Raw genomic sequence first — 24,819 nt, forward strand, 5'->3', positions numbered from 1 at the left:
CCGGGATAAAAAAAGAAGAAGGAGATCGTATGAGCAGACTGGATTTTCATATTGCTGATCCAGTTGCTGACCGTGCCAGTCTGATTCAAATCAATATTGAATATATGGAATGGGTGGCAGCGAGGATGCAGGAGGTCTGTGGTGTTTCTCTCGTCGTTGTCAGCGGGCTGTCGATTCCAGATTACGTGGAAAGCGCTCTGGATAAGATTTGTTTTGAAAAAGCGCCACGTAGCGTTTTTTATTTGGTTAAGCAAGATGAGATAGTTGTTGGCATGGTCGGTTTGCGTTCGCTCAGTCTGGATGTTGCTGAAATCAAGCGCTTATATATACGTGGGGCTTTTCGGGGTCAGCATTTTGGAAAACAATTGTTGAATAAAGTGGTGAGCGATGCTAAAGAGTTTGCTTATGCTAAGCTAAGACTTGATAGTGCGCCGTTCATGAAAAACGCGCAGCAACTTTACCGTTTAACAGGATTTATTGAGCGCGGACCATATCCCGGAACTGAAGTTCCCGAAGCCTTGCACGCGCATTGGCATTTTTTGGAATTGAATTTATTGGGCAAAAAATGAATGTAGAAATCATTGACTTCCCAGAGACGTTAGTTGCCGCTATCGAACATCGCGGCTCGCCCGATCTTGAACATGAGAGCGTGCGCCGTTTGATCGCGTGGCGGATTGAGTATCGTTATCCGCCAGAACGCTATCGCACGTTCGGTGTGCATTACGACGATCCTTTTACTACAGCGCCAGATTTATACCGCGCCGATTTTTGCATTTCGGTGGAACAAGAAGTACCACTGAATTCATATGGTGTCGTCAATAAAGTTATTCCTGGTGGGCGTTGTGCAAAGGTGCGTCATGTTGGTTCGCGAGAAAACATCGGTGCAGCACGATATTTATCTGAAACCTGGTTACCAGCAAGTGGTGAATCACTAAGAAGTTTTCCGCTCTTTTTTCATTATGTTAATGTGGGTCCAAACGTGAGTGAATCAGAGATGGTGACGGATGTCTATCTTCCTCTACGCTGAATTTTAATGTTGGTATATTGCACCTTAGCGTGCCCAAGTTGAGTCACTCAAATGTTCGTCCATTGCTTTACCAGGCGCGCATTCTGCGGAAAAATAAGAGCCAGCGAGGCCGCCAATTGCACCGCGTCTTTGGTATTCACCGAGATAGTAGTTTAAGGCAGTTTTCTTTGCGGTTTGATCTGGAACACCCAATAGTTTTGCCGCACGATAATTCCTTTGTACCGCTTCACATTCCGTTTTTGCTTCATTGTACTCACCGCGTACATGCATGCTTTCATGCGTAAAAATATTGAGGCTAACGATTTCTTCGCGATTTGCTTTTTGCGGATGGTGCAAGTAATCCATTAGACGATTACACCATGGATATTGGAAAACGATTTTCCCGGTGTGAGGATCAGCATGACCAGCTGCAAAATAATTTTGATCTACAAAGGTGTCAAAAATAGTGTTGCAATGGACTTTTGCTGGATGGAAGTCGGCTATTTCCGTTGCTTTGATTGATAGCAAACGTTCAAAACGCCAGTATTGAAATGGTTGCCAGGCAAATGCTAAAGCTAGTGTGCCATACAGAATTAAGAACGGAATCGATATCTTGCTTGAAATCGGGTGATCATAACCAGTAGGTGTGATTAAGGTGCTTAAACATTCGCGCACCATCATCCAGCAAAAGAATAACGAGCCAGCTATCCACAGCATGTTTTTCTTAACCTTTATATATGGCTTATTTATCTATGCACTTGACTTAAATAGTAGATCGATAAATTTATTATAGATCGTGGACGGGCGCGGATAAAAATATTAATTTATACTTTTAAAATATTAATCGCTGGCTATTTGCGTATTTGACATATGAGCATTTGCAAGGCAAAGTAAAGAAATCCTTTTTTCGTCGATCTAAGTTAGACAGGAGTCAGACATGCCCGTATATCGTTCACGCACTACCACCCACGGCCGCAATATGGCGGGCGCACGCGCTTTGTGGCGTGCCACCGGCATGAAAGATGGTGATTTTGAAAAACCAATTGTTGCGGTGGTGAATTCATTCACACAATTTGTTCCTGGTCACGTGCATTTGAAAGACCTTGGGCAAATGGTGGCGCGTGAAATCGAAGCAGCTGGTGGTGTTGCCAAAGAATTTAATACCATTGCCGTCGATGACGGGATCGCGATGGGACATGGAGGTATGTTGTATTCCTTGCCATCACGCGAATTAATTGCTGACTCGGTCGAGTATATGGTCAATGCACATTGTGCAGATGCGATGGTGTGTATTTCCAATTGCGACAAAATCACCCCTGGCATGTTGATGGCGGCGATGCGACTGAATATTCCCGTTGTGTTTGTTTCTGGTGGCCCGATGGAGGCAGGTAAAGTGTTGGAAACACTGCATCCAAAACAAACCGGCGAACAAAAAATCATGAAAATCGACCTCGTTGATGCCATGATTAAAGCAGGTGATTCTAAGGTCAGCGATGAGGAAATTGGTAGAATCGAACGTTCTGCTTGTCCGACGTGCGGTTCTTGCTCCGGCATGTTTACGGCTAACTCTATGAACTGTCTGACAGAAGCACTGGGCTTGTCTTTGCCCGGTAATGGCACAATTTTGGCAACGCATGCTGATCGTAAAGAGTTGTTCTTGCGTGCTGGCCGTCTGATTGTGGAGTTGGCGAAGCGTCACTACGAGCAAGACGATTATTCCGTCTTGCCGCGCTCGATTGCTAACAAGGCGACCTTTGAAAATGCTATGGCGCTGGATGTGTCTATGGGGGGCTCAACCAACACCGTCTTGCATTTGCTGGCAGCCGCCAATGAAGCAGGTGTTGATTTTACGATGGCAGACATCGATAGAATCTCACGCAAAGTACCGTGCCTTTGCAAAGTCGCGCCGATGACTGACAAGTATCACATTGAAGACGTGCATCGTGCTGGTGGCATTATTTCTATTCTTGGTGAACTGGCGCGTGCTGGATTGTTGGATACATCCAGACCAACCGTACATAGCACAACGATGGCAGATGCTATTGCAAATAATGATATTGCGGTCACAGATGATGCTGCAATAAAAACCTTATTTATGGCGGCGCCAGGTGGCGTGCCTACTCAGACCGCATTCTCGCAAAACAAGCGTTTTGATAGTCTTGATACAGATCGTGAGGCAGGCTGTATTCGCGATAAAGCCCATGCCTATTCGCAAGATGGCGGGTTGGCGGTGTTGTACGGCAATCTGGCTGAGAAAGGTTGTATTGTCAAAACAGCGGGCGTTGATGAAAGTATTTTGAAATTCACCGGCAAGGCGCGTGTATTTGAAAGTCAGGATTCTGCAGTCGAAGCGATTCTTGGCGATACCGTACATGAGGGTGATGTCGTTATTATTCGCTATGAAGGACCAAAGGGCGGTCCAGGCATGCAAGAAATGCTGTACCCAACGTCGTACATCAAATCTAAAGGTCTGGGTAAGGCGTGTGCTTTGTTCACCGACGGTCGTTTTTCAGGCGGCTCTTCTGGTTTGGTTATTGGTCATGCTTCGCCAGAGGCAGCAGAGGGTGGGGCGATTGGATTGGTAGAAGAGGGCGATATCATCGAAATCGATATTCCTGAGCGTCGTATCCATTTAAAAATCAGCGATGCCGACTTGGCCGCACGCCGTGTCGCAATGGAAGCGCTTGGCGATGCTGCGTGGCAGCCTGTCAATCGTGAACGTTATGTTTCTCAAGCCTTGCAAGCCTATGCTGCCTTGGCGACATCTGCTGATCGAGGCGCAGTGAGGGATATTACGCAATTGAAACGGAAATAAGTACGGTTGAATAACGTACATTCATCCATCTTTAGTGCATGTGGGCGAAGTAACCTTAGGGCGGGTGTAATCCGCCAAATCAATGCAATCACTATCACAGCGCAGGTTGCCCTCACCCTGCCTGTGATGTGCATCATTTGAGCTTTTCAGATTGAATTGGAAGCAATTCTCAGGCAATCCGGTAAGATTTGCGCAGGTCGTTTATACTTCTTCTTTTGGTGATATTTTTTTTGTCATCCTTACTATTTTTAATACTAACAGCGTATTGTTAGCCCGTCACTTGGAACATTTGCCACAATTTGTCAGTGACTTGCGTGCCGCAAGGCTGTTTAAAAGAAGAATTCGCGAGAACCGTATGTTAAGCAACAACCCGCCTGCAGAAAACCAAGAGCAGGTTTTGGAATTTGTCGATTCCTGTCAATTGCCTACAACCTGGGCTAATTTTCATATGCATGCTTTCTTTGAACCAGCAACCGGCAAAGAGCACATTGCCCTGACGCTGGGTGAGGTTGCTGATGGGCAGCCAGTATTGGCGCGTATCCATTCAGAGTGTTTGACTGGTGATGCCTTGTTTAGTCAGCGTTGTGATTGCGGCCCGCAGCTGGAAATGGCTTTGCAAAAAATCGCACAAGAAGGTCGTGGTGTTTTGCTGTACTTGCGTCAGGAGGGCCGTGGTATCGGCTTGCTCAATAAAGTACGGGCCTATCACTTGCAAGATGATGGCGCTGATACCGTTGAGGCAAATCAGCTCTTAGGTTTTGCCGCCGATTTGCGCAACTATGGTTTGTGCGACCCTATGCTTAAACATCTGGGTATTCAATCTTTGCGTTTGATGACAAATAATCCGCGTAAGCTGGCTGCGATGGCAGGCTTAAATGTGACGGTGGCGGAACATGTTCCTTTGATTATTGAACGCAATCAATACAATAACCGTTACCTCAATACCAAAGCTAATAAGCTGGGTCACTTGATTCAGCCAGATTTATAGTCCGAACAGCTAACTTAATATTAAAAGCCAGTTCAAATTTGCTGGCTTTTAATATTTCAAAATGGGGTAGCCGACTTCTGAATCTGTTTAAAGTTTTGCGTCAGATCTCTATTTTTTCTTGCAGTTCCTGAAATTCTTTACTGGCTTCCGCTAAGACCTGATCGAGTGACTCCTGAGTTAGTCCCAGACTCTCCCAGGACAATGCGGTAATTTCAGGAGTGCTGTGATCGGGTTCGGCATTGCCATTCAGAACATGTGCAATACCGTTGGCGACATGGACGATGGTTGCCAAAAATCCCTGACCGGGTTTTTCGGGGTGATGATGTCCTGCAATCGCAAGGATCATTTGTTCTGAAAAATTCCACTGGCGTGCCAGTGCTTCGCCGACCGCGGCATGATCAATTCCTATCACATGTTTTTCGGCTTTATATTGCGTGCATTGATGTTCTGCCTGCCAGGCAAGTACTTGCTCGAAGTCTGCGCCATGGTATGTTGCCAGCACTAAGGTGCCGACATCATGCAAAAGACCGGCTGTAAATGCCACGTCCTGATTGAAACTCAGGCGGCGTGCCAAAATTTTGGCGATGATTGCGACAATGTTGGAATGTTTCCAAAATTCTTTGTGACTAAATCCAGCGCAATTGTTTTCCGGAAAGCACCCGGTTAGTGCCGAGGTGACGATGATTTGTCTTACTGTACTCAGACCGAGCAAAGAGATCGCCTGCTGTATCGTCGTGACCTTGATCATCGTCGAGTAGTAAGCGGAATTGGCATAGCGCAGGGTTTTTGCCGTTAGAGCAATATCATGCGTAACTTTTTGTGCTAACTCATGGGTATCGACATCTTCTTTGTCGATATTGTTCAAAATTTCCATGACTACAGCAGGCAGGGTGGGTAAATCTTTGACTTCTTCGATGATTTGTTGAATGGCAATAATCGGCATGTCTTACTCCTTGATGTACATGCCTAGTATTGCCTAAAATGTTCTATAGGTGATGGTTGTGTAGTTTTTACTACATGCTCTTGACAGCGCTGTGAGCTTATTTTTTATACTTTTGAATCCAGACGTTTCTCGCTAATACTGATTTTGGCTCTTTCTAACATATCGATGGCTGCTGGTCCGCGTAATAAGGTAACGGCTACCGCAAGAGCATCAATGTAGGTTAAATGAGCGAGGCGTGAGGTCATTGGCGTGTAGATGTCAGGGTCTTCTTCCACATCAACACTGATGTGGACATCTGCATATTCAGCTAAGGGGCCGCCGCTGGCGCAGAGTACTAAAATTTTGGCACCAGCTTGTTTTGCCAGTTGTACGCTATTAATCAGGTCGCGCGTGCGACCAGTGCGCGAAAAGGCGACGACCACGCAATCACTATTGAGCAGTGACGCCGATTGTGCTTGCAAATGGGCATCGCAAAATACCGTCGTTGGAATGCCGAAGCGGAAAAATTTGAGTTGTGCATCAATTGCCAGCGCACCAGAGTAACCGAGCCCATAGCATTCAATTCTTCGAGCGCGTGCCAGTAAGCTGACCGCAGCTTCAAAAGTTGCGGTGTTAGCGTTGTTGCGTGCCTCCATCAATGTGGCAATAGTGCGGTCGAATACCTTTGGCAAAACATCTTTTACATGGTCAGCCTGATTCACATCCAGATGCAGATAGGGAATACCTGTGGCTAAACTTTTGGCGAAAGCTAATTTAAAAGTTTTAAAGCCGTCAAAGCCAAGGCTTTGCGAAAAACGCGCAACGGTCGGTTCGCTGACATCGCAAGCTTGTGCCAGAACCCGTATCGACATTTCGAGCGCATCGTGCGGCTTTTGCAACAGAAATTCTGCCACCTGGCGCTCAGCGCGGCTTAAGGCTGTGCTAGCGGTGCGGATACGTGCCAACAGCCCTTTTTCAGAAGGGGTGTTTGAGTTCTTGTCGGAAAAAGGATTTGCCATGGTGTGAGTTTCGCGATCAGGACTAATTCAACAATAAGCGATTGGCTGCGAATTGGCGCTAGCCCTGATGCTGCTTAGTTACATCAATAGTTACATCAATAGTTACATCAATAGTTACATCAATTTTGTACAAATTAAGGTGCTAATTATGGGCACCAAAAAACGTCAATGGTACAGCCTGCTTCACGCAATAAAGCAGCCACTGGCAAATTATTTTGTGTTGCATGCTCTAGCACCTGACGTTTCTCTGCACCAGTGATGACCAACCATATTCTTTGCGTATCCAGCAGTCGCGGCAGAGAGAGTGACATGCGGCTCTGACGCGTTTGTGGATGGACGGCTGCTAGACAAGTCAAGTTGTCGTGTTGCGTAGGTGCGCCAGGAAACAGTGAGGCAATGTGGCCATCAGCGCCCATACCCAGCAATACCGCACTGAAAGCCTGTGGTAGCTGTGTTTGCAGTCTATCATCGATAGCAGCGGTCGCTACTTCTGGCGAGGTACTGGCGTTTTTTAACGATACTAACTGCCAGTTTTTTTTCTCGGCTGACTTTTGCAGGCAACGGCGAAACAAGCCTTCATTGCTTTGCTGATCCGCGTCGCTGACCCAGCGTTCATCGGTAGCTACCAATTTGATTGGATGACGTTGGCTTGTTTGCGCCAGCAAATCATCCAGGCGTTGATAAATGGGCGCCGGTGTGGAGCCGCCAGCCAGCGCAAAACAAGAGCCTTCAGGTGCAGCTTGAATGATGTCTAACCATTGCTGGCTGAGCGCATCACTGAGCGCGCTGAAGTTATCAAAAGTGTGAAAATTCATATTGGACATATTGATCAATTCTCTACGTATTCTTCGCCCCAGGCGGCACCGTGTTGCGCTAATAAATAGCTGGCAGAAGAAGGACCCCAGCTACCTGCGATGTAGGATTTCAAACCTTCATGGTCGTTTTGCCAGGCATTCATGATTGGATCTATCCATGCCCATGCCGCGCTCAATTCATCATCACGTACAAACAGCGTCAGATCACCATGCATCGCATCGAGTAACAGGCGTTCATAAGATTCGACGCGGCGGGAATTCGATGCTTCTGCAAAGTCCAGATTCAGTGCGACATCAGACAAACGAATGCCTTCGCCAGGCTCTTTGGCTTTCATAAACAATTGCACGCTTTCTTCTGGTTGCAAAGAAATGACCAGACGATTCGAGCGCATAGGTCCTTGTGATTGGCCAAAAATGGAATACGGAATTGGTTTGAAATTAATCGTGATTTCTGCGCTGCGGGTTGCCATACGTTTGCCAGTACGCAGATAAAACGGCACGCCAGCCCAACGCCAGTTATCAATCTCGGCGCGGATCGCGACAAAGGTTTCAGTGCGACTGGCTTGTGGTACGCCAGGCTCAGTCTGATAGCTTATCACTGGTTGGCCATCGACTGCGCCAGCGCGGTATTGTCCACGCACGGTTTTTTTACTGACTTCGTCCGGAGTGAATTTATGTAAGGCTCGCAGCACTTTTACTTTTTCATCGCGGATCGCATCTGGGTTCGCGTTGACTGGCGGCTCCATCGCAACGATGGAAACTAATTGCAGCAAGTGATTTTGCACCATGTCGCGCAGAGCGCCAGTGTGGTCATAAAAGTCGCCGCGTGATTCGACGCCAACTTGTTCTGAAATTGAAATTTGTACGTCTTGTATCCACTTGCGGTTCCATAATGGTTCGAGGAACGAATTTGCAAAGCGTAATGCCAATAAGTTTTGCACCATCTCTTTGCCGAGATAGTGATCGATACGATAAATCTGGTTTTCGTTCAGATAATTACGCAGAGACTGATTGATTTCTTTGGCGGATTGTGCGTCTCTGCCTAATGGTTTTTCAACGACGACGCGCGCATTGCCTTCGACCAGACCGTGTTTGGATAATTGCTCAACGACAGGAATAAAAATATCTGGACCCGTTGCCAGATAGAACAAGGTTGCATTTGTGTCGGAGGTGTTGAGCGAAGACTTCAATGATTGAAAATCTTCCGGCACCCGGGCATCGATCTTTGTGTAATGTGTCAATGCCAGAAACGCCGTCAGTTTTTCAGGCGTAGAACCACTCACTTTGGACGCATATTCGCTAATGCTGTTGCCAACACGTGAGCGATATTCATCATCTTTCAGGCCTTCACGTGCCGCGCCGATAAATTTGAAATCCTCATCCAGTCGGCCATTGACAAACGCGCTGTATAAAGCAGGGATGATCTTGCGCTTAGCGAGATCGCCTGTGCCGCCAAATAAAACAAATGTGGTCATACTGACTCCGTGATGTGTTCTAAGTTGTTCTGTTTTGAATCCAGATGTTCTTGCTATCGAAAGAGCGGATGACCGCTATTTGATTACCATTATTCACACTGCAAAAGGACGTGGCAGAAACTATTTCTCATTCTCCCAGCGTTTTGATTATGCCAGAAAAACTTCAGAAATGTAGTTTCATTACGATAAATTTGATTGTTTTGCATAAAAAAACAGCTATTAAATAAATTTCTGAAAGTTTGTTACGAAAAATACCTAATTATGCTATCTTTCTACCCATCGTATAAGTATTTTTGACAAGCTTTATTATTTCAACCCCTCAGGGGTATAGGTGAGTTTATGACAACATCTCCTTCCGTCGCGTTGCACCCGGTCATCAACCAGGTCACACAACGTATTATTGAGCGCAGCAAAACCCTTCGCAGTGCTTATCTTTCCCAGTTAGAAAAAATGCGTGGCCGTGGCCCGCGTCGTGCCAGTTTGTCTTGTGCCAATCAGGCGCATGCAAATGCGGCGATGGATAGTGGTACTAAAATTTGGCTGAATCAGGCACAAAAACCTAACATCGGCATCGTTACCGCCTACAACGACATGTTGTCTGCGCATCAACCCTACGAGTCGTATCCGCAACAAATCCGTCAGACTGCGTTGCGCTTTGGTGCAACCGCGCAGGTGGCGGGTGCGGTGCCAGCGATGTGCGATGGCGTGACGCAAGGTCGTCCTGGTATGGAATTGTCCTTGTTTTCCCGTGATGTGATCGCGCAGGCGACGGCGGTTGCTTTGACACATGATGCTTTTGACGCGACCTTGTGTTTAGGTATTTGCGACAAGATCGTGCCGGGGTTGTTGATCGGTGCTTTGGCGTTCGGACATTTGCCAACCATTTTCATCCCCGCAGGTCCGATGGGTTCTGGTTTATCGAATAAAGAAAAAGCTGCTGTGCGTGAGCGCTATGCGCAAGGGAAAGCCACCAAAGAAGAATTATTGGCGGCTGAAAGCGCGGCTTATCATAGTGCAGGTACCTGTACTTTCTACGGTACGGCAAATAGTAATCAAATGTTGCTTGAAGCCATGGGCTTACATTTGCCGGGTGCGGCTTTTGTTCATCCTTCAGATCCATTGCGTCAGGTATTGACCGACGCCGCCGTCGAGCGCGTCTTGCAAATGACCGAGCAGAGCGGCAATTACAAACCTATCGGTCAATTGGTGAATGAAAAAACTATTGTCAATGCTGTCATCGCATTGCTGGCAACTGGCGGCTCCACCAATCATACAATTCACTGGATTGCCGTTGCTCGCGCTGCTGGTATTCTCATTGACTGGCAGGATTTTGATGAATTGTCATCTGTCATTCCTTTGCTGACACGTATTTATCCAAACGGCACTGCAGACGTGAATGCATTTGAAGATGCAGGCGGGCCAACTTTTGTGATTCGCGAATTGCTGTCCGCTGGTTTGATGCATGGTGATGTGATGACCGTGTATGGCGATCATGGTCTGCATTCACATACCTCGCGTCCAGTCCTGACTGAAAATAATCAAGTCCAATGGCAAGCTTTGCCAGCGCACTCAACCGACACGTCGGTTGTACGTAATGTGACTGAGCCATTTGCCGCTACCGGTGGTCTGCGCTTATTGCAAGGCAATCTGGGGCGCGCAATCGTCAAAGCATCGGCAGTGCCTGAAGAAGCGTGGATAGTCAAAGCGCCAGCGAAGATTTTTGAATCGCAAGATGCACTGGTCAAAGCATACAAAGCCGGTGAATTGAATATAGATTTTGTTGCGGTCGTGATTTTCCAGGGGCCGCAGGCGAATGGCATGCCTGAGCTGCATCAATTCACACCTATCCTCGGAAGTTTGATGTCGGCCGGTTATAAAGTTGCCTTGGTCACAGACGGTCGCATGTCTGGTGCTTCCGGACGTATTCCGGCAGCTCTGCATGTGAGCCCGGAAGTTGCTCAAGGTGGGCCATTGGGCAAAGTACGTGATGGTGACTTGGTTGAATTGAATGTCCACACCGGCGAATTGCGTGCCTTGGTCGATGAGCAAGAATGGGATCAACGCACGGTAAGAACATTAAGCAAAGACGAAACTTTTGGTTATGGTCGCGATTTATTTGCAGCGCAACGTCGCGTAGTAACAGCGCCTGAACATGGTGCTTCGACTTTGTTTATCGATTAATTTTGGAGAGATTATTATGGCATTCACGAAACAAGACATCATCACTCAACTGGACCAAATCCGTGTATTACCAATTTTGGTGACCGATGACGTGGATCAGGCAATTCGTTGTGTGACTACCTTGGCAGAAAATGGTTTGCCAGCGGTTGAAATTACTTTACGCACACCAAATGCGATGACAGTGCTGCGTGAAGTGGTTAAGGCGTGTCCAACCGTCACCGTTGGTGCAGGTACGATTTTGACCCAAGCACAATTGGATGCCGTGAAAGAAACTGGCGCCGCCTTTGGTATTAGCCCAGGCATTACGCCAGCGCTGGCAAAAGCGGCGGCAGAATCAGGCTTGCCTTATTTCCCGGGTGTTGGCGGTGCGAGTGATTTGATGTTGGCACTGGAGCATGGTTTTGATGTAGTTAAATTGTTCCCGTCCGATATCGTCGGCAGCACCAAAATGGCAAAGGCGTTGGGTGGTCCATTCCCTGATGTACGTTTCTGCCTAACTGGCGGCGTGACCGTGGAATCAACGCCTGCTCTGTTGCAGCAACCAAATGTCTTGTGTGTTGGTGGTTCCTGGATGTGTCCGGCATCGCTGATCAATGCTGGTGATTGGACTGCGATTGCGACGCTGGCAGCTGCGGCCGCACAAGCAGGTAAGAAATAAACTTATTTGTCATTTTTGTTCGTCATTTTTTATCCGACCTGGGTGGAATATTTTTAAGAGACGCCGTTAGTTAAGATTCCAAAGGGTAATCCTGGCGATGACGGCAATATTCCTCCCATTTTTGCAAAAACTAAAATTCAAAGTGTAAAAGCAAGATCATGGCTACTTCCGTTTCGCGTACTCCGATTTGGTGTTTGTTGCAGCAACGTGCAACCAATTTGCCTAATTTAAAAGAATTATTTCGCGCTGACCCGCAACGCTTTACGCATTTTTCGGCGTCAGCATGCGGGATTATGCTCGATTATTCTAAGCAGCGAATTGATACGACGGCGAAGCTGAATTTGCTGGCACTCGCGCGGCAGCAGGATGTTGAAGCGAGACGCGATGCGATGTTGCGTGGTGAAGCGATTAACCATACTGAGAATCGCGCAGTGCTACACACGGTCTTGCGTTTGCCGAAAGGTGAGTCATTTGATTTGAATGGCGTCAACATTGCGGCGGATGTCCATCAAGTGCTGGCGCAGATGCGCACCTTCAGTGATGCGGTGCGCGAAGGGCGTTGGCTTGGTTATACCGGCAAAGCGATACGCACCATCGTCAATATTGGGATTGGTGGTTCTGATCTGGGGCCGCAAATGGCATGTATCGCCCTGGCACCTTGGTCGCAAAAAAACCTGTCCTTGCATTTTGTCTCGAATGTCGACGGTCGTCACGTTGCAGACGCCCTCGCTAATGCTGATCCGGAAACAACCTTGTTTGTGGTTGCATCAAAAACCTTCACGACGATGGAAACGCTGACCAATGCGCGTACCGCACGTGATTGGATGCTGGCGCATGGCTGCCCTGTAGATCAAATTCGTCAACACTTTGTTGCATTGAGTACCAACGTGCAGGCTGCTTCTGAATTTGGTATCGCCCCTGAAAATGTGTTCCCGTTCTGGAATTGGGCGGGTGGTCGTTACTCGATGTGGAGTGCGATCGGTCTGTCGATTGCTTTGTACGTTGGCGCAGATCGTTTTGAAGAAATGCTGGCGGGTGCGCATGAAATGGATTTACATTTTGCGCAAGCGCCGTTAGAGCAAAATCTGCCAGTGTTAATGGCATTGATTGGGGTCTGGAATATTAATTTCCTGGGTTTGCAAGCGTTGTCGATTGCACCCTACCATCAACGTATGACGCGCTTACCGGCGTATTTGCAGCAGCTTGAAATGGAAAGTAACGGCAAGTCGGTCACGCGTGAAGGTCATCGCGTTGATTACACCACGTCACCTATTCTATTTGGCGAAGCAGGGACTAATGGCCAACATGCTTACTTCCAGCTATTGCATCAAGGTGCAACGATAATTCCGACTGATTTTATTGTTGTCGCCGATGATGACGCTGGTTTGCCTGGGCACAATCAAGCCTTGCTGGCAAATTGTTTTGCACAATCCAAAGCCATGGCTTGGGGCAAGAGTATGGAAGAGGTTCGTGCAGAATTGGGTGATTTGCCAGAAAAAATGCTGGCACCGCGCGTATTTGAGGGCAATCGGCCAACCTCAACGGTACTCCTCAATGAATTGACGCCGCGTAGCCTTGGTGCTCTGATCGCGCTGTATGAGCATAAGGTGTTCGTGCAATCCGTGATCTGGGATATCAATGCGTTTGATCAGTGGGGCGTCGAGTTGGGCAAATCACTGGCGCAGCAATTGATTAGTCTTGATCCTGCCGCAGTCAAAGAAGAATATGATAGCTCAACCAAAGGCCTGCTCATGGCGGTTAAGCGTAGTCAAAAGTATAAAAACGCTGCGTAGATGCCCATATCATCCAATCTCATTGCATAGCTGCGTGGGGAACGGAAAGTCGGTATTTGAACGACTTTCCGTGGTCTTCTTCACCTGGCGTGTTCTGTGATCTGTGTCGTTTGTTGTATTAATTGTTGTATGTAAGCCTCACGTCAATTCACGGTTTTATCCTGGGATGCCTGAGGAAATTGCGTGCGCAATGTAATGCATCAAGAATTTTCATCTTTCCTTGATTACTCCTACCGTAGAATTTCGTCAGCATGAATACTCACCTCCAACCTCAACACAAAATGAACGATAAAGACGACGATAAAGACCAAAGCTTGCGCGAAGATATTCGCCGCCTTGGGCGCCTGTTAGGTGATACGGTAAGAAATCAACACGGTGACGAAGTGTTCGATTTAATTGAGCAAGTACGACAAAACTCGATCCGCTTCCGACGTGATGCGGATGAGGCGGCGCGGACCGAGCTGGAGTCGACCCTGGATAGTCTGACCAATGATCAGACGACACAAGTGATTCGCGCATTCAGCTATTTTTCGCATTTGGTGAACCTGGCAGAAGATCAGCATCATATTCGCCGTACCCGTGCCCATCAGATTGCTGGCTCTGCACCGCGTGCGGGTAGTCTGGCACATACGATAGAAGCACTTTATAACACCGGACACACCACGCAGCAGCTCGTTGACTTTTTTCAGACTGCACAGGTTGTGCCGGTATTGACCGCGCATCCGACCGAGGTTCAGCGTAAGAGTATTTTGAATTGCCAGATGGTGATTACGCGATTGCTTGACGAGCGTGACCGTATGCAATTGACTCCAGAAGAAGCGGCAGCGAATGAAGAAGCATTAGGGCGTGCGGTACTTACGCTGTGGCAAACCCGCATGCTACGCACTTCCAAATTGTCCGTGCTGGATGAAGTAGAAAATGGCTTGAGTTTTTACGACTACACGTTTTTACACGAATTACCGCAGTTGTACGCCGGTCTGGAAGATTTGCTGGTCAGTAAAGATCCTGCATTTAAGCAGACAGAGTTGCCGAGTTTTATGAAAATGGGTAGCTGGATCGGTGGTGATCGTGACGGTAACCCGTTTGTGACAGCGACAATACTCGAAAAAACACTGGCGATGCAAAGCACCCGTGCATTTAAATTTTACCTCGATGAATTGCATACCTTAGGCTCTCAGTTATCGATGGCGACTTTGTTGGTTAAAGTGTCTGACGCGTTGCAGGCCTTGGCGCAGCGTTCCCCCGATCACTCTCCACATCGTTCTGATGAACCATATCGCCTGGCGATCAGCGGCATTTATGCACGTGTTGCAGCGACGTATACGCATTTACTGGGTTTGTTGCCAACGATTGCGCCTAGCGGTGATGCGCCGGTGTATGCGACAGCCGAAGAGCTGGCAGCGGATCTTGATATCGTTCACCAATCTTTGTTGGAGCACGGTTCTGCAGCGATTACGCGCGGCCGTCTGCGTCACTTGCGTCGTGCTGTAAGAGTATTTGGTTTCCATTTGGCACCTGTCGATTTGCGTCAGAATTCTGATGTGCATGAGCGCGTCGTCGCTGAATTATTGCAAGCAGCGAATCCAGCAGTAAGTTATCTGGCGATGTCGGAAGAAGAGCGTATTGCGGCCTTGATTGTTGAAATCAGTTCTGCCCGACCATTGGCTTCGCCGTATCTGGTGTACTCCGAAGAAACGCAATCTGAATTAGCGATTTATCGCGCAGCAGCAACCGCAAAAAAACGTTACGGTGATGGCGCAGTTCCAAATTGCATTATCTCCAAAACCGACGGCGTGTCGGATATGTTGGAATTAGCGCTATTGCTCAAGGAGTCTGGCTTACTGCATCCGGCAGAAGGGCGTCTCGACGTCAATATTATCCCGCTTTTTGAAACGATTGAAGACTTGCAAAATAGTGCGCCAGTAATGGATAGATTGTTTGCTATTCCTGCTTACGCACGCCTGCTGGCTAGTCGTGACAATGCGCAGGAAGTGATGTTGGGTTATTCCGATAGTAATAAAGATGGCGGTTTTCTGACTTCTGGCTGGGAATTGTATAAAGCTGAACTTGATCTGGTGCAGGTGTTTTCCCGTCATCAAGTGCGACTGCGTTTATTCCATGGTCGCGGTGGTTCTGTAGGTCGTGGCGGTGGCCCCAGCTATCAGGCGATTCTCGCGCAACCCGCGGGTGCAGTACAGGGGCAGATTCGCCTGACTGAACAAGGCGAAGTGATTACCGCTAAATACGGTAATCCGGAGGTAGGCCGTCGCAATCTCGAAGTATTGGCTGCTGCCACGATGGAAGCCAGTATGCTTGCAGATGCTGAACAGCCGCCTAAGCCAGAATTTTTATCAGCAATGGAAGAGCTGTCTGCGCATGCATTTAAAGCCTATCGCGATCTGGTTTATGAGACAGAAGGTTTCGAGCAATATTTCTGGGAGTCGACAGTGATTTCAGAAATTGCCGGATTGAATATTGGCAGCCGTCCGGCATCACGAAAGAAATCGACTGCGATTGAAGATTTGCGGGCGATCCCTTGGGTATTTAGTTGGTCGCAATGTCGTTTGATGTTACCGGGTTGGTTTGGTTTTGGTGCTGCCGTTCAGCATTACTTAAAAACACACCCGGAAGATGGCCTGCAAACCTTGCAAGCCATGTTCAAAGAGTGGTCGTTCTTCTCGACCGTATTGTCCAACATGGAGATGGTGTTGGCGAAGAGTGACATAGGGATTGCGAGTCGCTATGCGCAATTGGTCAAGGACGATGCTTTACGCGCACGTATTTTCCCGCGCATGGAAGCAGAACATGCGTTGACAATCGAGGTGTTAAAGGCGATTTCTGGTCAGGATGAGTTGCTGGCTGCGAATCCATTGTTAGCACGTTCTATCAGAAATCGGTTCCCTTATCTTTCACCATTAAATCACGTGCAAGTGGAGTTGTTAGAGCGTTTCCGTAACGGTGATGAGGATGAGCGCGTTCGTCGTGGTATTCATTTATCGATTAACGGTATCGCTGCCGGTTTGCGTAATAGTGGTTGAGGCTGGGTATTACGTTTCTCAATCTCGTCAGACGAAAAAACCGCAATACTTTAGTGTTTGCGGTTTTTTTTTACATCGTAAAAATTTAGAAACCTGCTTGCAGACCAACACTAAAATTGTTTGCGGTGGTGCTGGTAGTGGTAGTCATATCCACTTTGCGAGATGAGATTTCTGCTCTTAATGCCATGCGCGGAGTGATTGCGTATGTGGCCCCAAAGCCAAAGACAGGTTTAGTTGAGTTCAATGACCCGTTGATTGGCCACCCACCAGCGTAACCGTTGGTCTCTGCCTTTGTAAATGCAATGCCAACTTTAGCAAAACCTTCCACTTTTTCCATGATCTGGTGGCGATAGACACCAGAGAGATCAAATCCTTTCGCCTTGATCGACGCAGCAGCTGGACCGGTTGCTGTGTAGCTGCTTGCGTGAATAGTGCCTAAAGACGTGTAGCTGGCTTCTGTGCCCCAGTTCGCGTTGAAATGATAGCCGCCTAACACTGAGAAAGAAGTGTCATAGGTATCGCAAAAACTTGCTTGAGAGCAGCTGGTTTCCCAGCGTGCCTGACCCACTGTACCGCCTACGTATGCTTGTGCCATAGAATTGGCACTGAAAGTGAATGCGACGAGCGCAACGACGGCGGACATGGTTTTTGTGTTGAACATGGTAGACCTTGTGTAATAAGAATTTTTCCCTGAGAGAGCTCTTGATTGAAATAGTCGTAATCGTAAAATCTCAGGCGGGTTGCATTGTAACAAATTGGTTTTTTTATTGCACGAACGTTCGTTTCTTTAATGAATTGTGCTGACGTAATCATTTATTGTTATTTATGCAATAAAGATCTGTTATTTAGAATGATTGCGTAATTGCGCTTGCCGTAAAAATTTAAATGTAATTTTTGAGCAAAATAAATTAAAGAAGCAGTTAAGGCTTGCCGTTATCACTCATATAGATAAGGGGAATTGTCATGGAAGTTACTGATATTGCTAATGTTGCAACAACACTGGCACAAGTAGGAACGAGTGATGCCGTCAATATTGCCGTGTTAAAACGTGCTAACGATATTGAGGCGCAAAATGCTGCTGCGTTGATTTCTGCAATTCCAACCCCAACCCCGGTCGCAACGACGCCGTCGGTCTCTAATTTACCTCTTAACTTGGGGCGAAATGTTAATACAACGGCCTAAGCTGACAGCTACCTTCAAACTTTACATCCGGGTAGTAAAGCCAGTTAGCTAAACATGTTATTTTTTATGCAGCGCACTTTTGTGCGCTGTTTTTATTTCTAGAATGATTTTGAACAAGCAAAGTTTTTGTTGTTCGGCCATAATCTTGGCACTTTATAGCAAGAGGAAAAAATAATGAGTCAGGAAACATGGTCTTGGTCGGATCGACTGAGTTTGAATTACGAACCGATGGACGATACCCACAGAGAGTTTGTGCAACTGTGTGGGGCACTGGCTGAGGATAATCCCCCCACCTTTATCCAACGACTCGATGCCCTGATTGAGCATTCGATAGCACATTTTGAGCAAGAAAATAATTGGATGACTGAGACCGGATTTCCACCAGCTGGTTGCCACAAGCAAGAGCATGATGCGGTGTTGGAGGTGATGCGCGAAGTACGTCAGCGAGTACTGGACGGAGACACTGACTTGGCACCTCGACTGGCAGAAGAATTGCCGCATTGGTTTGAGCACCATGTCGACACCATGGATAATATGCTCGCCAGATTTATGGCGGCGAATCCTGAGAAATTGTCGGAATCTGAAATCGTAGAAAGCAGTCAGTCAGTCTGAGACAGGATCGTCTGATACGAATTATGCGGCGGTGACGGTGATTTCTATATCGCCTAGCTGTACAACTTGTCCGGCACGAATTTTTGCAGTTTTGCGTAATTCTTGCTGACCGTCAACGCTAACGTCGCCGCTGGCAACGATTTGCTTGCCAGCGCCACCACTTTCGCAGAGTCCAACCAGCTTTAAAAGTTGGTTTAATTCCACAAATTCACCTTCCAGGCTGAAGTCTAATTTTTGCATGGTCGCTCCGACAGAATATTAAAAAAGGGCGAAGAATACACCAAAACACATCGCTTAGTCGCTATCTTTTGGCATCTTTCGGTCAACGGAGGATGAATCTCAGTCTCCAGGTATGTTCACTGCACGCGTGTTTTAGCTGAAGGCACGGCACACACTCAGTGCATCAAAACTCAGATATGTGTGATCATCATAGGTAAAACCTAACATAGCGCTTGAAAATTTACCCAATCCTAGTACGATGCAGATGCAGTATCTGCAAAAATGAATCTAAGCTAAAAGTTTTTGCGTATATATCATTGTTGGGCAAAACGTATTTTTTTTGCGATGCGTGTAAGTTTATTCGTTTTGCTTCGACTATAGAGTGTAGTTGGCGTGTTTTTTAATATGTTATCTATCAAATCTATTTAATCTATCTCATCTACTCAATTTACGGAGAATCAAATGAATAACAAAGCAATGATCGCAGTCGCACTGGCAGGCTTGGTTGGATCTTCTATGGCAATGGCAGCAGATGCACCAAAAACAGAAAAATGCTACGGCATCGCCAAAGCCGGACAAAATGATTGCGCCACTAAAACTGGTTCGCATTCTTGTGCAGGTCAAGGCAAGAAAGACAATGATCCAGCTGACTGGAAAAAAGTACCTGCAGGCACTTGCGAAAAAGCTGGTGGCAAAACTGACACAGCTAAAGCTTCTTAATATCAGCTCTTTGGTGAATGTCTTTCCAGACTATTAATCTCAGTCGCCCCCACCAGGCTCTTTCAGGAGCTGGCGTGGGGTTGCGAACACCGCATTATCGTGAATTTCTTGATTTATCTGTCGCTGTGGATTGGATCGAAGTTCATTCCGAAAACTATTTCGGTGAAGGCGGCTACGATTTATTTGTACTTCAAACGTTGCGCCAACAATATCCGGTAAGCCTACATGGTGTTGGTCTCGGGTTGGGGTCGGCGCAAGGCTACCGCCAACAACATATTACAAAGTTAAAACGTCTTATTGAACGTATCGAGCCCAGTTTGGTGTCTGAGCACTTATGCTGGGGAGCGATTGCAGGTCGTAGCTTGAATGATTTGCTCCCGTTGCCATTGATGCGCTCTGCCTTGGATCTGGTTTGCGAACGGATCGACGATCTGCAACATCAATTGCAAAGACAAGTCTTGATCGAAAATGTCTCAACCTATGTGCGGTTCGCACAAGATGAAATGTCAGAGGCAGAATTTTTGCGGCAACTGGTTAAACGTACTGGTTGCGGCGTTCTGCTCGACATCAATAATTTATATGTGAATGAAGTCAATCACGGTGAGGATGCACGTGCAGCCTTGCAATGTATGGCGTCACTACCTGCGGGAACAGTGGGCGAAATTCACCTTGCAGGTTTTTTGGAAACGGACGACTGCCTGGTGGATAACCATGGTAGTGCCGTCAGTGCACCTGTCTGGTCTTTGTTTTCTGAAGCGTGTGCCTTGCTAGGAAATGATATTCCAGTGCTGATTGAATGGGATACAGATATTCCCGCTTTATCGGTGTTGTTGGCAGAATCGGAAAAAGCACGTCAATTTCAATTGAACGCGCAGCAGCCGTTGACGGCGACGGCATAAAATGATGAAGTTAGAACAGATACAAGCCGATTTTGCGCAAGCATTGATGGATCCCGACTTCATGGAGAGTTTGGCCCCGCAACTTCAGGTGTCAGCACGTCAGAGCGAGCGTTTCGCTTATTACCGCGGAAATATGGCTGGCATCTGGGCTTCTGCATTAAAAAATGCTTACCCGGTTTTGTTGCAGCTCGTCGGTATCGATTTTTTCGAGGAAATGGCGAAAGCCTATGGGCGTGCTTATCCTTCGCAGTCAGGCGATTTAAATCAATTTGGCGCACAGTTGTCTGATTTTCTGAGTGATAGCGATTTTATTTCTGATTATCCGTATTTCGAAGATATCGCCCGGCTTGAATGGCAATTACATTGCGCATATTATGCGGCGGATGCGCAGGTGCTTAGTCTGCGCGATGCGGTCATGGCTGCTGAACAATCGGGGCAGGATCTTGCGTCTGCGATTTTAATACCGCATCCGGCGGTTGGTCTATTCGTGTCGCCCATGAGTGCCGTGGAGATATGGCTTGCGCATCAGGAAGGCGAATCGATGGAATTCCCAGCTGTCATGCAAAAAGAAAATTTCGCTTTGATATCGCGCCCGCAATGGCAAGCGTTGGTGTCACCTTTAAGCAAGGCTGATTATCTTGCCCTGCAATCCTTATTTCAAAAAACAAGCGTTGGGGATGCTTTAGAGCTGGCGCTGAGTGAGGATGCTCAATTTGATATTGGTGCAGCTTTGCAGCGCTGGTTTTCGGACGGTAGTTTTACACAAATTAATTTTTTATCAGGTCTATGAATTGAATGTAAGAATTTAGTGACGAAGCCGACTCAATAATATCAATCAACTTGGAGAATCTGATGCACTATTTTTTACGCTTACATGCACTTAGCCAGCTATTTGATGAGCAAATACAGCGCTGGGGCGGAAGTCTGGTTAGCTTAGGTTTGCGACTTTTTATTGGCTGGCAATTCTTTAAAGCTGGTTTGATAAAAGTATCGGATTGGTCTGTCACGCTTTCCTTATTTAGTGACGAATATACAGTGCCAGTTTTGCCACCGGAGGTTGCTGCAGTGATGGGGGCGGGTGGTGAGCTATTTTTTCCGGTATTGCTAGCGTTAGGACTTTTCTCACGTCCAGCTGCCTTGGGTTTGTTGGCAGTTAATGTGATGGCGGTGATTTCTTACCCGCAGTTATTTCAGTTCGAATGTCCCGCTGCTATCAACGATCACTTTTATTGGGGAATTTCTTTGCTGGTTTTAGTGGCATTTGGTCCAGGTAAATTTAGCCTTGACGAGTTTTTTAAAGCTAAACGTACTTAAGCTTAGTTAGATTAGATCGCAGATCTGACTTAGAGCTAATATGCCGTAGATAAGCAGTTACGCGGTCGACGCCTGCATGGCTTGCAGATTTTGTTCAAATTTTTCTAAGCCTTCGATTAATGTAGCATGGAGTTCAATCGCTTTATTTAAATTGGATTCCTTTCCTGCTATTTCCATGTTCTCACCGATCATCGCAATGACTGATATACCTAAATTAGCGCTTGCGCCTTTGATCTGATGTCCAAGTGCCTTCACTTCAGCGAAATTTTTTTGATTAATTGCCACTTGTAAATGGTTTGTCAGTGGTCGCGTTGTTTCTAGAAACAGATTTAAAATTTCAATGTGCATACCTTTATCGTCGCCCAACATATCGACTAATCTGCTTTGATCAATCATGGGGGCGGCTTGAGCCGGTTTACCTATCACTGAATGTTCGGTGGAATCTACATCAGATATGATATTTGTTGTCCTCAAATATCTTGTTAACACAGCTTTTAATTCAGATTTATTGACTGGTTTTGATAAGTAATCATCCATTCCAGCTTCTATACATTGCGGCTTTTCTTCGCGCATTGCATTTGCCGTTAGTGCAACGATAGGAATGTGTTTCCCGCTATTACTTTCAATTTTGCGGATGCGTCGTGTGGCTTCAAAGCCATCCATGATTGGCATGTGGCAATCCATGAGTATCAACGCATATTTTCCTGTGCGCGACATTGTCACGCCTTCTTCACCATTGTTTGCAATATCAGACCGGTAACCTAATTGCTCCAGGATACTGACGGCTACTTTTTGATTGATTAGATTGTCTTCGACGACCAGAATTTTTTCACGGTAATTTTCGATGATTTTGTTAGTAAAAATTTGGTCTTCATTTCTTCGTAAAGGCGTTCCTGGTATTGCACGTTGCCTACGGTTTTGCCCCTGCTGAATAGCGGCAAAGAGGCTGCTGTATTTTATAGGCACCGGAAGTGACGTCGCATATTCCGGTCCTTTAATATGAAGATCTTGAATACCTTCACTATCTAGCAGAATGATATAGGTGTCTGGATGTTTTTGTTTGAGTTGTTCAAGGAGAATTTTGTTAGTTTCGATTAGTTGAGAGTCAAACAGACAGACATGAATCTCCGAAAACTCCTGTATGTGCTGAGAAAATTCCTCTGGATGCTCGGCTATTGCTGCCGATATGCCATAAGACATGAGATATGCTTTGACGCCTTGGGATAAGCCATCGCCACGACAAAACGCAAGGACCTTGATTTCTTTTTGCTGACGATGGCGTTGCGAGATAGTTTTGCTATTAACACTCACTAACGGAATGTCAAACCAGAACCGGGAGCCTGAGCCTGGCTGGCTTTCAACACCAATTTCACCATCCATTAATTCGACGAGACGCTTGCAAATAGATAGGCCTAAACCTGTACCACCAAAACGTCGTGTGATTGAGTTGTCTGCTTGCGTAAATGGCGTGAATAGGGTGGGGAGTATTTCTGGTGCTATGCCAATACCAGAGTCGATAATTTCGAAGCGAATCAAATGGGTGCTGAGCGTTTTTCCTTGAGAAGTGACATTGACAGTGATGTCCCCATTTTCTGTAAATTTGATCGCATTTCCGATCAAATTTAACAAGATCTGGCGTAGTCGACCCGGGTCGGTGCTGACGATTTCAGGTAGCGTGGGTTCGATAAAACTAATGATGCGAAGATGTTTTCTTTTGGCTCTTTCTAACAAAACTTCAACGCTGGCTTCAACGACATTGAGCAAGTCACATTCGGTTTGCTCGATTTGCATTTTTCCAGCTTCAATTTTTGAGAAATCTAAAATGTCATTAATGATCGCCATCAGCGAGTTGGCAGATTCATCAATAACTTTAGTAAATTCTCTTTGCTTGGGATCGAGTGCGCTGTCTAGCAATAAATTGGTCATGCCGATGACGCCGTTCATTGGTGTGCGAATTTCATGGCTCATGGTGGATAAAAATGCGCTCTTCGCATGATTGGCTTGTTCAGCACGAATTTTAGCAATTTCTAATGCGGATTCATAATGATCACGAATACGCATCAGCCAAGTGAGCAAAGCTGCACAGACCAGAACGAAACACGCGAGTGCAATACCGGTCCATTTTAAGTTGCGTGAGCTTTCGTACCATTTGGCGATGGCATAGGTTTCTGATATGGCGCTAATGGCGACGATGGGGTAGCTGTGGGGCGAGCGGAAATTGATGATATAGGTGTTTTGCGACGAAAAGCTGTCTGATATTGTTAAACGGACTTGCCCATATTCCGTTTCGCTTTGTAAAAGCTTGAATATCGGTAAGTCGGGGTAAGACTTGCCGAGCGAAAAATGTTCATTTGGTGTTGTGTTGAGTACTTTGCCGCTGTAATCGAATATCGTCACAAAATTGATTTTTGCGCCTAGCATGCTATTGAAATCAGCCAATAAATATTGTGGGTTTACCATGGTGAGCATGATGTAATCCTGCCCTTTGACCGTGACTTGCTTGGCAAAAGGAACGCAATGCGTGCCGTTCAGGTTTTCTTCTTTGGCGACGCCATTGGCGTCTAGCTCATGAATGTCACGGATGAAGACTGGTCGTCCTGCTTCCAGCGCACTGCCAGGGGTATCTTTAAAACCCATCCATTGAAGGTCAATATGTTTGCCCAATTCAGCACGGTTCGAGCTGGCTAAAACTGTTCCGTCTTTACTTAAAATGGATATCGATCGCAGATGCGTGGAGTTGTTGACCGTTGCGTCAATAATTTTTCGTACTTCCATGTCGCTAACACTGGTACTGGAAGCTTGCCCACTATTTTTGAATATGCCAGCAATGACGTTTAAGGAATTATCAATTGACGATAAAGTTCTGGTGAGATGACTCTCCAGCATCTTCGCCAATAATTCACCGCGAACATTGGTTTCCTGGATTGCGAGTGCTTTGTCGTGATTCAGTAAATAGATCGTAGCAAATAAAATGCCGACACTGAAAATCACACCGGAAATCATCCATAAAGGAAATTTGCGTAAGATGCGAAGTATCTGTGTGTTGGCTTGCATTTTTGGTTATTCGTTTCGTAGATAGAACTTGCGCAAATTGCCTCGACCAAGAGTGGTGAAGAACACAGTAAACATGCACTATGTTGAAAACTCAGAGCCACAAGGTTGC

The 24,819-nt window shown here is 46.6% G+C and carries 22 protein-coding genes; 14 read left to right on the plus strand and 8 right to left on the minus strand.

The window, feature by feature from the left end:
* Positions 1 to 29: 29 nt before the first annotated feature.
* Both H8K32_RS00400 and H8K32_RS00405 read left to right on the plus strand, forming a co-directional pair.
* Positions 30 to 569, plus strand: a complete 540-nt coding sequence (locus H8K32_RS00400; RefSeq protein ID WP_186910493.1) for a GNAT family N-acetyltransferase — start codon at positions 30 to 32, stop codon at positions 567 to 569.
* Complete coding sequence (locus H8K32_RS00405; protein ID WP_186910494.1) at positions 566 to 1,027, plus strand: AraC family transcriptional regulator; 462 nt, start codon at positions 566 to 568, stop codon at positions 1,025 to 1,027. Before H8K32_RS00400 ends, H8K32_RS00405 begins: the two co-directional genes overlap by 4 nt.
* 24 nt (positions 1,028 to 1,051) lie before the next feature.
* On the opposite strand, the gene H8K32_RS00410 is transcribed toward H8K32_RS00405, so the two are convergent.
* Positions 1,052 to 1,723, minus strand: a complete 672-nt coding sequence (locus H8K32_RS00410; RefSeq protein ID WP_186910495.1) for a hypothetical protein — start codon at positions 1,721 to 1,723, stop codon at positions 1,052 to 1,054.
* A 220-nt stretch (positions 1,724 to 1,943) separates the two neighbouring features.
* Between H8K32_RS00410 and ilvD the strand changes: the two genes are divergently transcribed.
* Positions 1,944 to 3,821, plus strand: a complete 1,878-nt coding sequence (ilvD, locus tag H8K32_RS00415) for a dihydroxy-acid dehydratase (RefSeq protein ID WP_186910496.1) — start codon at positions 1,944 to 1,946, stop codon at positions 3,819 to 3,821.
* A gap of 355 nt (positions 3,822 to 4,176) precedes the next feature.
* Entirely contained in the window at positions 4,177 to 4,809 is a 633-nt protein-coding gene (gene ribA, locus H8K32_RS00420) for a GTP cyclohydrolase II (protein ID WP_186910497.1), read from the plus strand.
* Positions 4,810 to 4,909: 100 nt separating this feature from the next.
* On the opposite strand, the gene H8K32_RS00425 is transcribed toward ribA, so the two are convergent.
* The 4 genes from H8K32_RS00425 to zwf all read right to left on the minus strand — a co-directional run bounded on the left by H8K32_RS00425 (position 4,910) and on the right by zwf (position 9,040).
* A complete protein-coding gene (locus tag H8K32_RS00425) occupies positions 4,910 to 5,752 on the minus strand; it encodes an HDOD domain-containing protein (protein WP_186910498.1) in 843 nt (280 codons plus the stop codon).
* A 104-nt stretch (positions 5,753 to 5,856) separates the two neighbouring features.
* On the minus strand, positions 5,857 to 6,750 hold the full coding sequence (locus tag H8K32_RS00430) for an SIS domain-containing protein (RefSeq protein WP_186910499.1): 894 nt from the start codon (positions 6,748 to 6,750) through the stop codon (positions 5,857 to 5,859).
* 146 nt (positions 6,751 to 6,896) lie between these two features.
* Positions 6,897 to 7,565, minus strand: coding sequence for a 6-phosphogluconolactonase (pgl, locus tag H8K32_RS00435; RefSeq protein WP_222612971.1), 669 nt, complete (start codon positions 7,563 to 7,565; stop codon positions 6,897 to 6,899).
* Between the two features lie 14 nt (positions 7,566 to 7,579).
* Complete coding sequence (gene zwf, locus H8K32_RS00440) at positions 7,580 to 9,040, minus strand: glucose-6-phosphate dehydrogenase (protein WP_186910501.1); 1,461 nt, start codon at positions 9,038 to 9,040, stop codon at positions 7,580 to 7,582.
* A 339-nt stretch (positions 9,041 to 9,379) separates the two neighbouring features.
* Here zwf and edd point away from each other — a divergent pair, with 339 nt between their 5' ends.
* From edd to ppc, 4 genes are all read left to right on the plus strand, one after another.
* Positions 9,380 to 11,221, plus strand: a complete 1,842-nt coding sequence (gene edd, locus H8K32_RS00445) for a phosphogluconate dehydratase (protein WP_186910502.1) — start codon at positions 9,380 to 9,382, stop codon at positions 11,219 to 11,221.
* Positions 11,222 to 11,237: 16 nt separating this feature from the next.
* Positions 11,238 to 11,879: a bifunctional 4-hydroxy-2-oxoglutarate aldolase/2-dehydro-3-deoxy-phosphogluconate aldolase gene (gene eda / locus H8K32_RS00450; protein ID WP_186910503.1), complete on the plus strand. Its 642-nt coding sequence runs from the start codon at positions 11,238 to 11,240 to the stop codon at positions 11,877 to 11,879.
* Positions 11,880 to 12,037: 158 nt separating this feature from the next.
* Positions 12,038 to 13,672 (plus strand): glucose-6-phosphate isomerase, encoded by a 1,635-nt coding sequence (gene pgi / locus H8K32_RS00455; RefSeq protein WP_186910504.1) that lies wholly within the window; start codon positions 12,038 to 12,040, stop codon positions 13,670 to 13,672.
* Between the two features lie 251 nt (positions 13,673 to 13,923).
* The gene (ppc, locus tag H8K32_RS00460) at positions 13,924 to 16,710 is read left to right on the plus strand and encodes a phosphoenolpyruvate carboxylase (RefSeq protein WP_246447051.1); all 2,787 of its coding nucleotides are present in this window, start codon (positions 13,924 to 13,926) and stop codon (positions 16,708 to 16,710) included.
* A gap of 85 nt (positions 16,711 to 16,795) precedes the next feature.
* Here the strand turns inward: ppc and H8K32_RS00465 are convergent, their stop codons facing one another.
* Positions 16,796 to 17,371: an outer membrane beta-barrel protein gene (locus tag H8K32_RS00465; RefSeq protein WP_186910505.1), complete on the minus strand. Its 576-nt coding sequence runs from the start codon at positions 17,369 to 17,371 to the stop codon at positions 16,796 to 16,798.
* Between the two features lie 302 nt (positions 17,372 to 17,673).
* Here H8K32_RS00465 and H8K32_RS00470 point away from each other — a divergent pair, with 302 nt between their 5' ends.
* Both H8K32_RS00470 and H8K32_RS00475 read left to right on the plus strand, forming a co-directional pair.
* Complete coding sequence (locus H8K32_RS00470) at positions 17,674 to 17,892, plus strand: YjfB family protein (protein ID WP_186910506.1); 219 nt, start codon at positions 17,674 to 17,676, stop codon at positions 17,890 to 17,892.
* Positions 17,893 to 18,066: 174 nt separating this feature from the next.
* Positions 18,067 to 18,504: a hemerythrin domain-containing protein gene (locus H8K32_RS00475; protein WP_186910507.1), complete on the plus strand. Its 438-nt coding sequence runs from the start codon at positions 18,067 to 18,069 to the stop codon at positions 18,502 to 18,504.
* Between the two features lie 21 nt (positions 18,505 to 18,525).
* Here the strand turns inward: H8K32_RS00475 and H8K32_RS00480 are convergent, their stop codons facing one another.
* Positions 18,526 to 18,744: an RNA-binding S4 domain-containing protein gene (locus H8K32_RS00480; protein WP_186910508.1), complete on the minus strand. Its 219-nt coding sequence runs from the start codon at positions 18,742 to 18,744 to the stop codon at positions 18,526 to 18,528.
* A gap of 441 nt (positions 18,745 to 19,185) precedes the next feature.
* On the opposite strand from H8K32_RS00480, the gene H8K32_RS00485 reads away from it, so the two are divergent.
* The 4 genes from H8K32_RS00485 to H8K32_RS00500 all read left to right on the plus strand — a co-directional run bounded on the left by H8K32_RS00485 (position 19,186) and on the right by H8K32_RS00500 (position 21,656).
* Positions 19,186 to 19,443 carry a BufA1 family periplasmic bufferin-type metallophore gene (locus H8K32_RS00485; protein ID WP_186910509.1) on the plus strand — a complete coding sequence of 86 codons (258 nt, stop codon included), beginning with the start codon at positions 19,186 to 19,188 and terminating at the stop codon, positions 19,441 to 19,443.
* A gap of 74 nt (positions 19,444 to 19,517) precedes the next feature.
* Positions 19,518 to 20,342, plus strand: coding sequence for an MNIO family bufferin maturase (bufB, locus tag H8K32_RS00490; RefSeq protein ID WP_343067913.1), 825 nt, complete (start codon positions 19,518 to 19,520; stop codon positions 20,340 to 20,342).
* Position 20,343: 1 nt separating this feature from the next.
* Positions 20,344 to 21,132, plus strand: coding sequence for an HvfC/BufC N-terminal domain-containing protein (locus H8K32_RS00495; RefSeq protein WP_186910511.1), 789 nt, complete (start codon positions 20,344 to 20,346; stop codon positions 21,130 to 21,132).
* A 62-nt stretch (positions 21,133 to 21,194) separates the two neighbouring features.
* Positions 21,195 to 21,656, plus strand: a complete 462-nt coding sequence (locus H8K32_RS00500) for a DoxX family protein (protein WP_186910512.1) — start codon at positions 21,195 to 21,197, stop codon at positions 21,654 to 21,656.
* A gap of 57 nt (positions 21,657 to 21,713) precedes the next feature.
* Here the strand turns inward: H8K32_RS00500 and H8K32_RS00505 are convergent, their stop codons facing one another.
* Positions 21,714 to 24,710, minus strand: a complete 2,997-nt coding sequence (locus tag H8K32_RS00505) for an ATP-binding protein (protein WP_186910513.1) — start codon at positions 24,708 to 24,710, stop codon at positions 21,714 to 21,716.
* Positions 24,711 to 24,819 lie beyond the last annotated feature (109 nt).

The sequence above is a fragment of the Cognatundibacterium jejuense genome, from assembly GCF_014284255.1.
Taxonomy (GTDB): Bacteria; Pseudomonadota; Gammaproteobacteria; order Burkholderiales; family Burkholderiaceae_D; genus Undibacterium; species Undibacterium jejuense.

Bases quoted from the DNA above. Each gene is read 5' to 3' on its own strand.
- H8K32_RS00400 (WP_186910493.1), top strand. From the start codon at position 30: ATGAGCAGACTGGATTTTCATATTGCTGATCCAGTTGCTGACCGTGCC.
- H8K32_RS00405 (WP_186910494.1), top strand. From the start codon at position 566: ATGAATGTAGAAATCATTGACTTCCCAGAGACGTTAGTTGCCGCTATC.
- H8K32_RS00410 (WP_186910495.1), bottom strand. From the start codon at position 1,723: ATGCTGTGGATAGCTGGCTCGTTATTCTTTTGCTGGATGATGGTGCGC.
- ilvD (WP_186910496.1), top strand. From the start codon at position 1,944: ATGCCCGTATATCGTTCACGCACTACCACCCACGGCCGCAATATGGCG.
- ribA (WP_186910497.1), top strand. From the start codon at position 4,177: ATGTTAAGCAACAACCCGCCTGCAGAAAACCAAGAGCAGGTTTTGGAA.
- H8K32_RS00425 (WP_186910498.1), bottom strand. From the start codon at position 5,752: ATGCCGATTATTGCCATTCAACAAATCATCGAAGAAGTCAAAGATTTA.
- H8K32_RS00430 (WP_186910499.1), bottom strand. From the start codon at position 6,750: ATGGCAAATCCTTTTTCCGACAAGAACTCAAACACCCCTTCTGAAAAA.
- pgl (WP_222612971.1), bottom strand. From the start codon at position 7,565: ATGAATTTTCACACTTTTGATAACTTCAGCGCGCTCAGTGATGCGCTC.
- zwf (WP_186910501.1), bottom strand. From the start codon at position 9,040: ATGACCACATTTGTTTTATTTGGCGGCACAGGCGATCTCGCTAAGCGC.
- edd (WP_186910502.1), top strand. From the start codon at position 9,380: ATGACAACATCTCCTTCCGTCGCGTTGCACCCGGTCATCAACCAGGTC.
- eda (WP_186910503.1), top strand. From the start codon at position 11,238: ATGGCATTCACGAAACAAGACATCATCACTCAACTGGACCAAATCCGT.
- pgi (WP_186910504.1), top strand. From the start codon at position 12,038: ATGGCTACTTCCGTTTCGCGTACTCCGATTTGGTGTTTGTTGCAGCAA.
- ppc (WP_246447051.1), top strand. From the start codon at position 13,924: ATGAATACTCACCTCCAACCTCAACACAAAATGAACGATAAAGACGAC.
- H8K32_RS00465 (WP_186910505.1), bottom strand. From the start codon at position 17,371: ATGTTCAACACAAAAACCATGTCCGCCGTCGTTGCGCTCGTCGCATTC.
- H8K32_RS00470 (WP_186910506.1), top strand. From the start codon at position 17,674: ATGGAAGTTACTGATATTGCTAATGTTGCAACAACACTGGCACAAGTA.
- H8K32_RS00475 (WP_186910507.1), top strand. From the start codon at position 18,067: ATGAGTCAGGAAACATGGTCTTGGTCGGATCGACTGAGTTTGAATTAC.
- H8K32_RS00480 (WP_186910508.1), bottom strand. From the start codon at position 18,744: ATGCAAAAATTAGACTTCAGCCTGGAAGGTGAATTTGTGGAATTAAAC.
- H8K32_RS00485 (WP_186910509.1), top strand. From the start codon at position 19,186: ATGAATAACAAAGCAATGATCGCAGTCGCACTGGCAGGCTTGGTTGGA.
- H8K32_RS00495 (WP_186910511.1), top strand. From the start codon at position 20,344: ATGATGAAGTTAGAACAGATACAAGCCGATTTTGCGCAAGCATTGATG.
- H8K32_RS00500 (WP_186910512.1), top strand. From the start codon at position 21,195: ATGCACTATTTTTTACGCTTACATGCACTTAGCCAGCTATTTGATGAG.
- H8K32_RS00505 (WP_186910513.1), bottom strand. From the start codon at position 24,710: ATGCAAGCCAACACACAGATACTTCGCATCTTACGCAAATTTCCTTTA.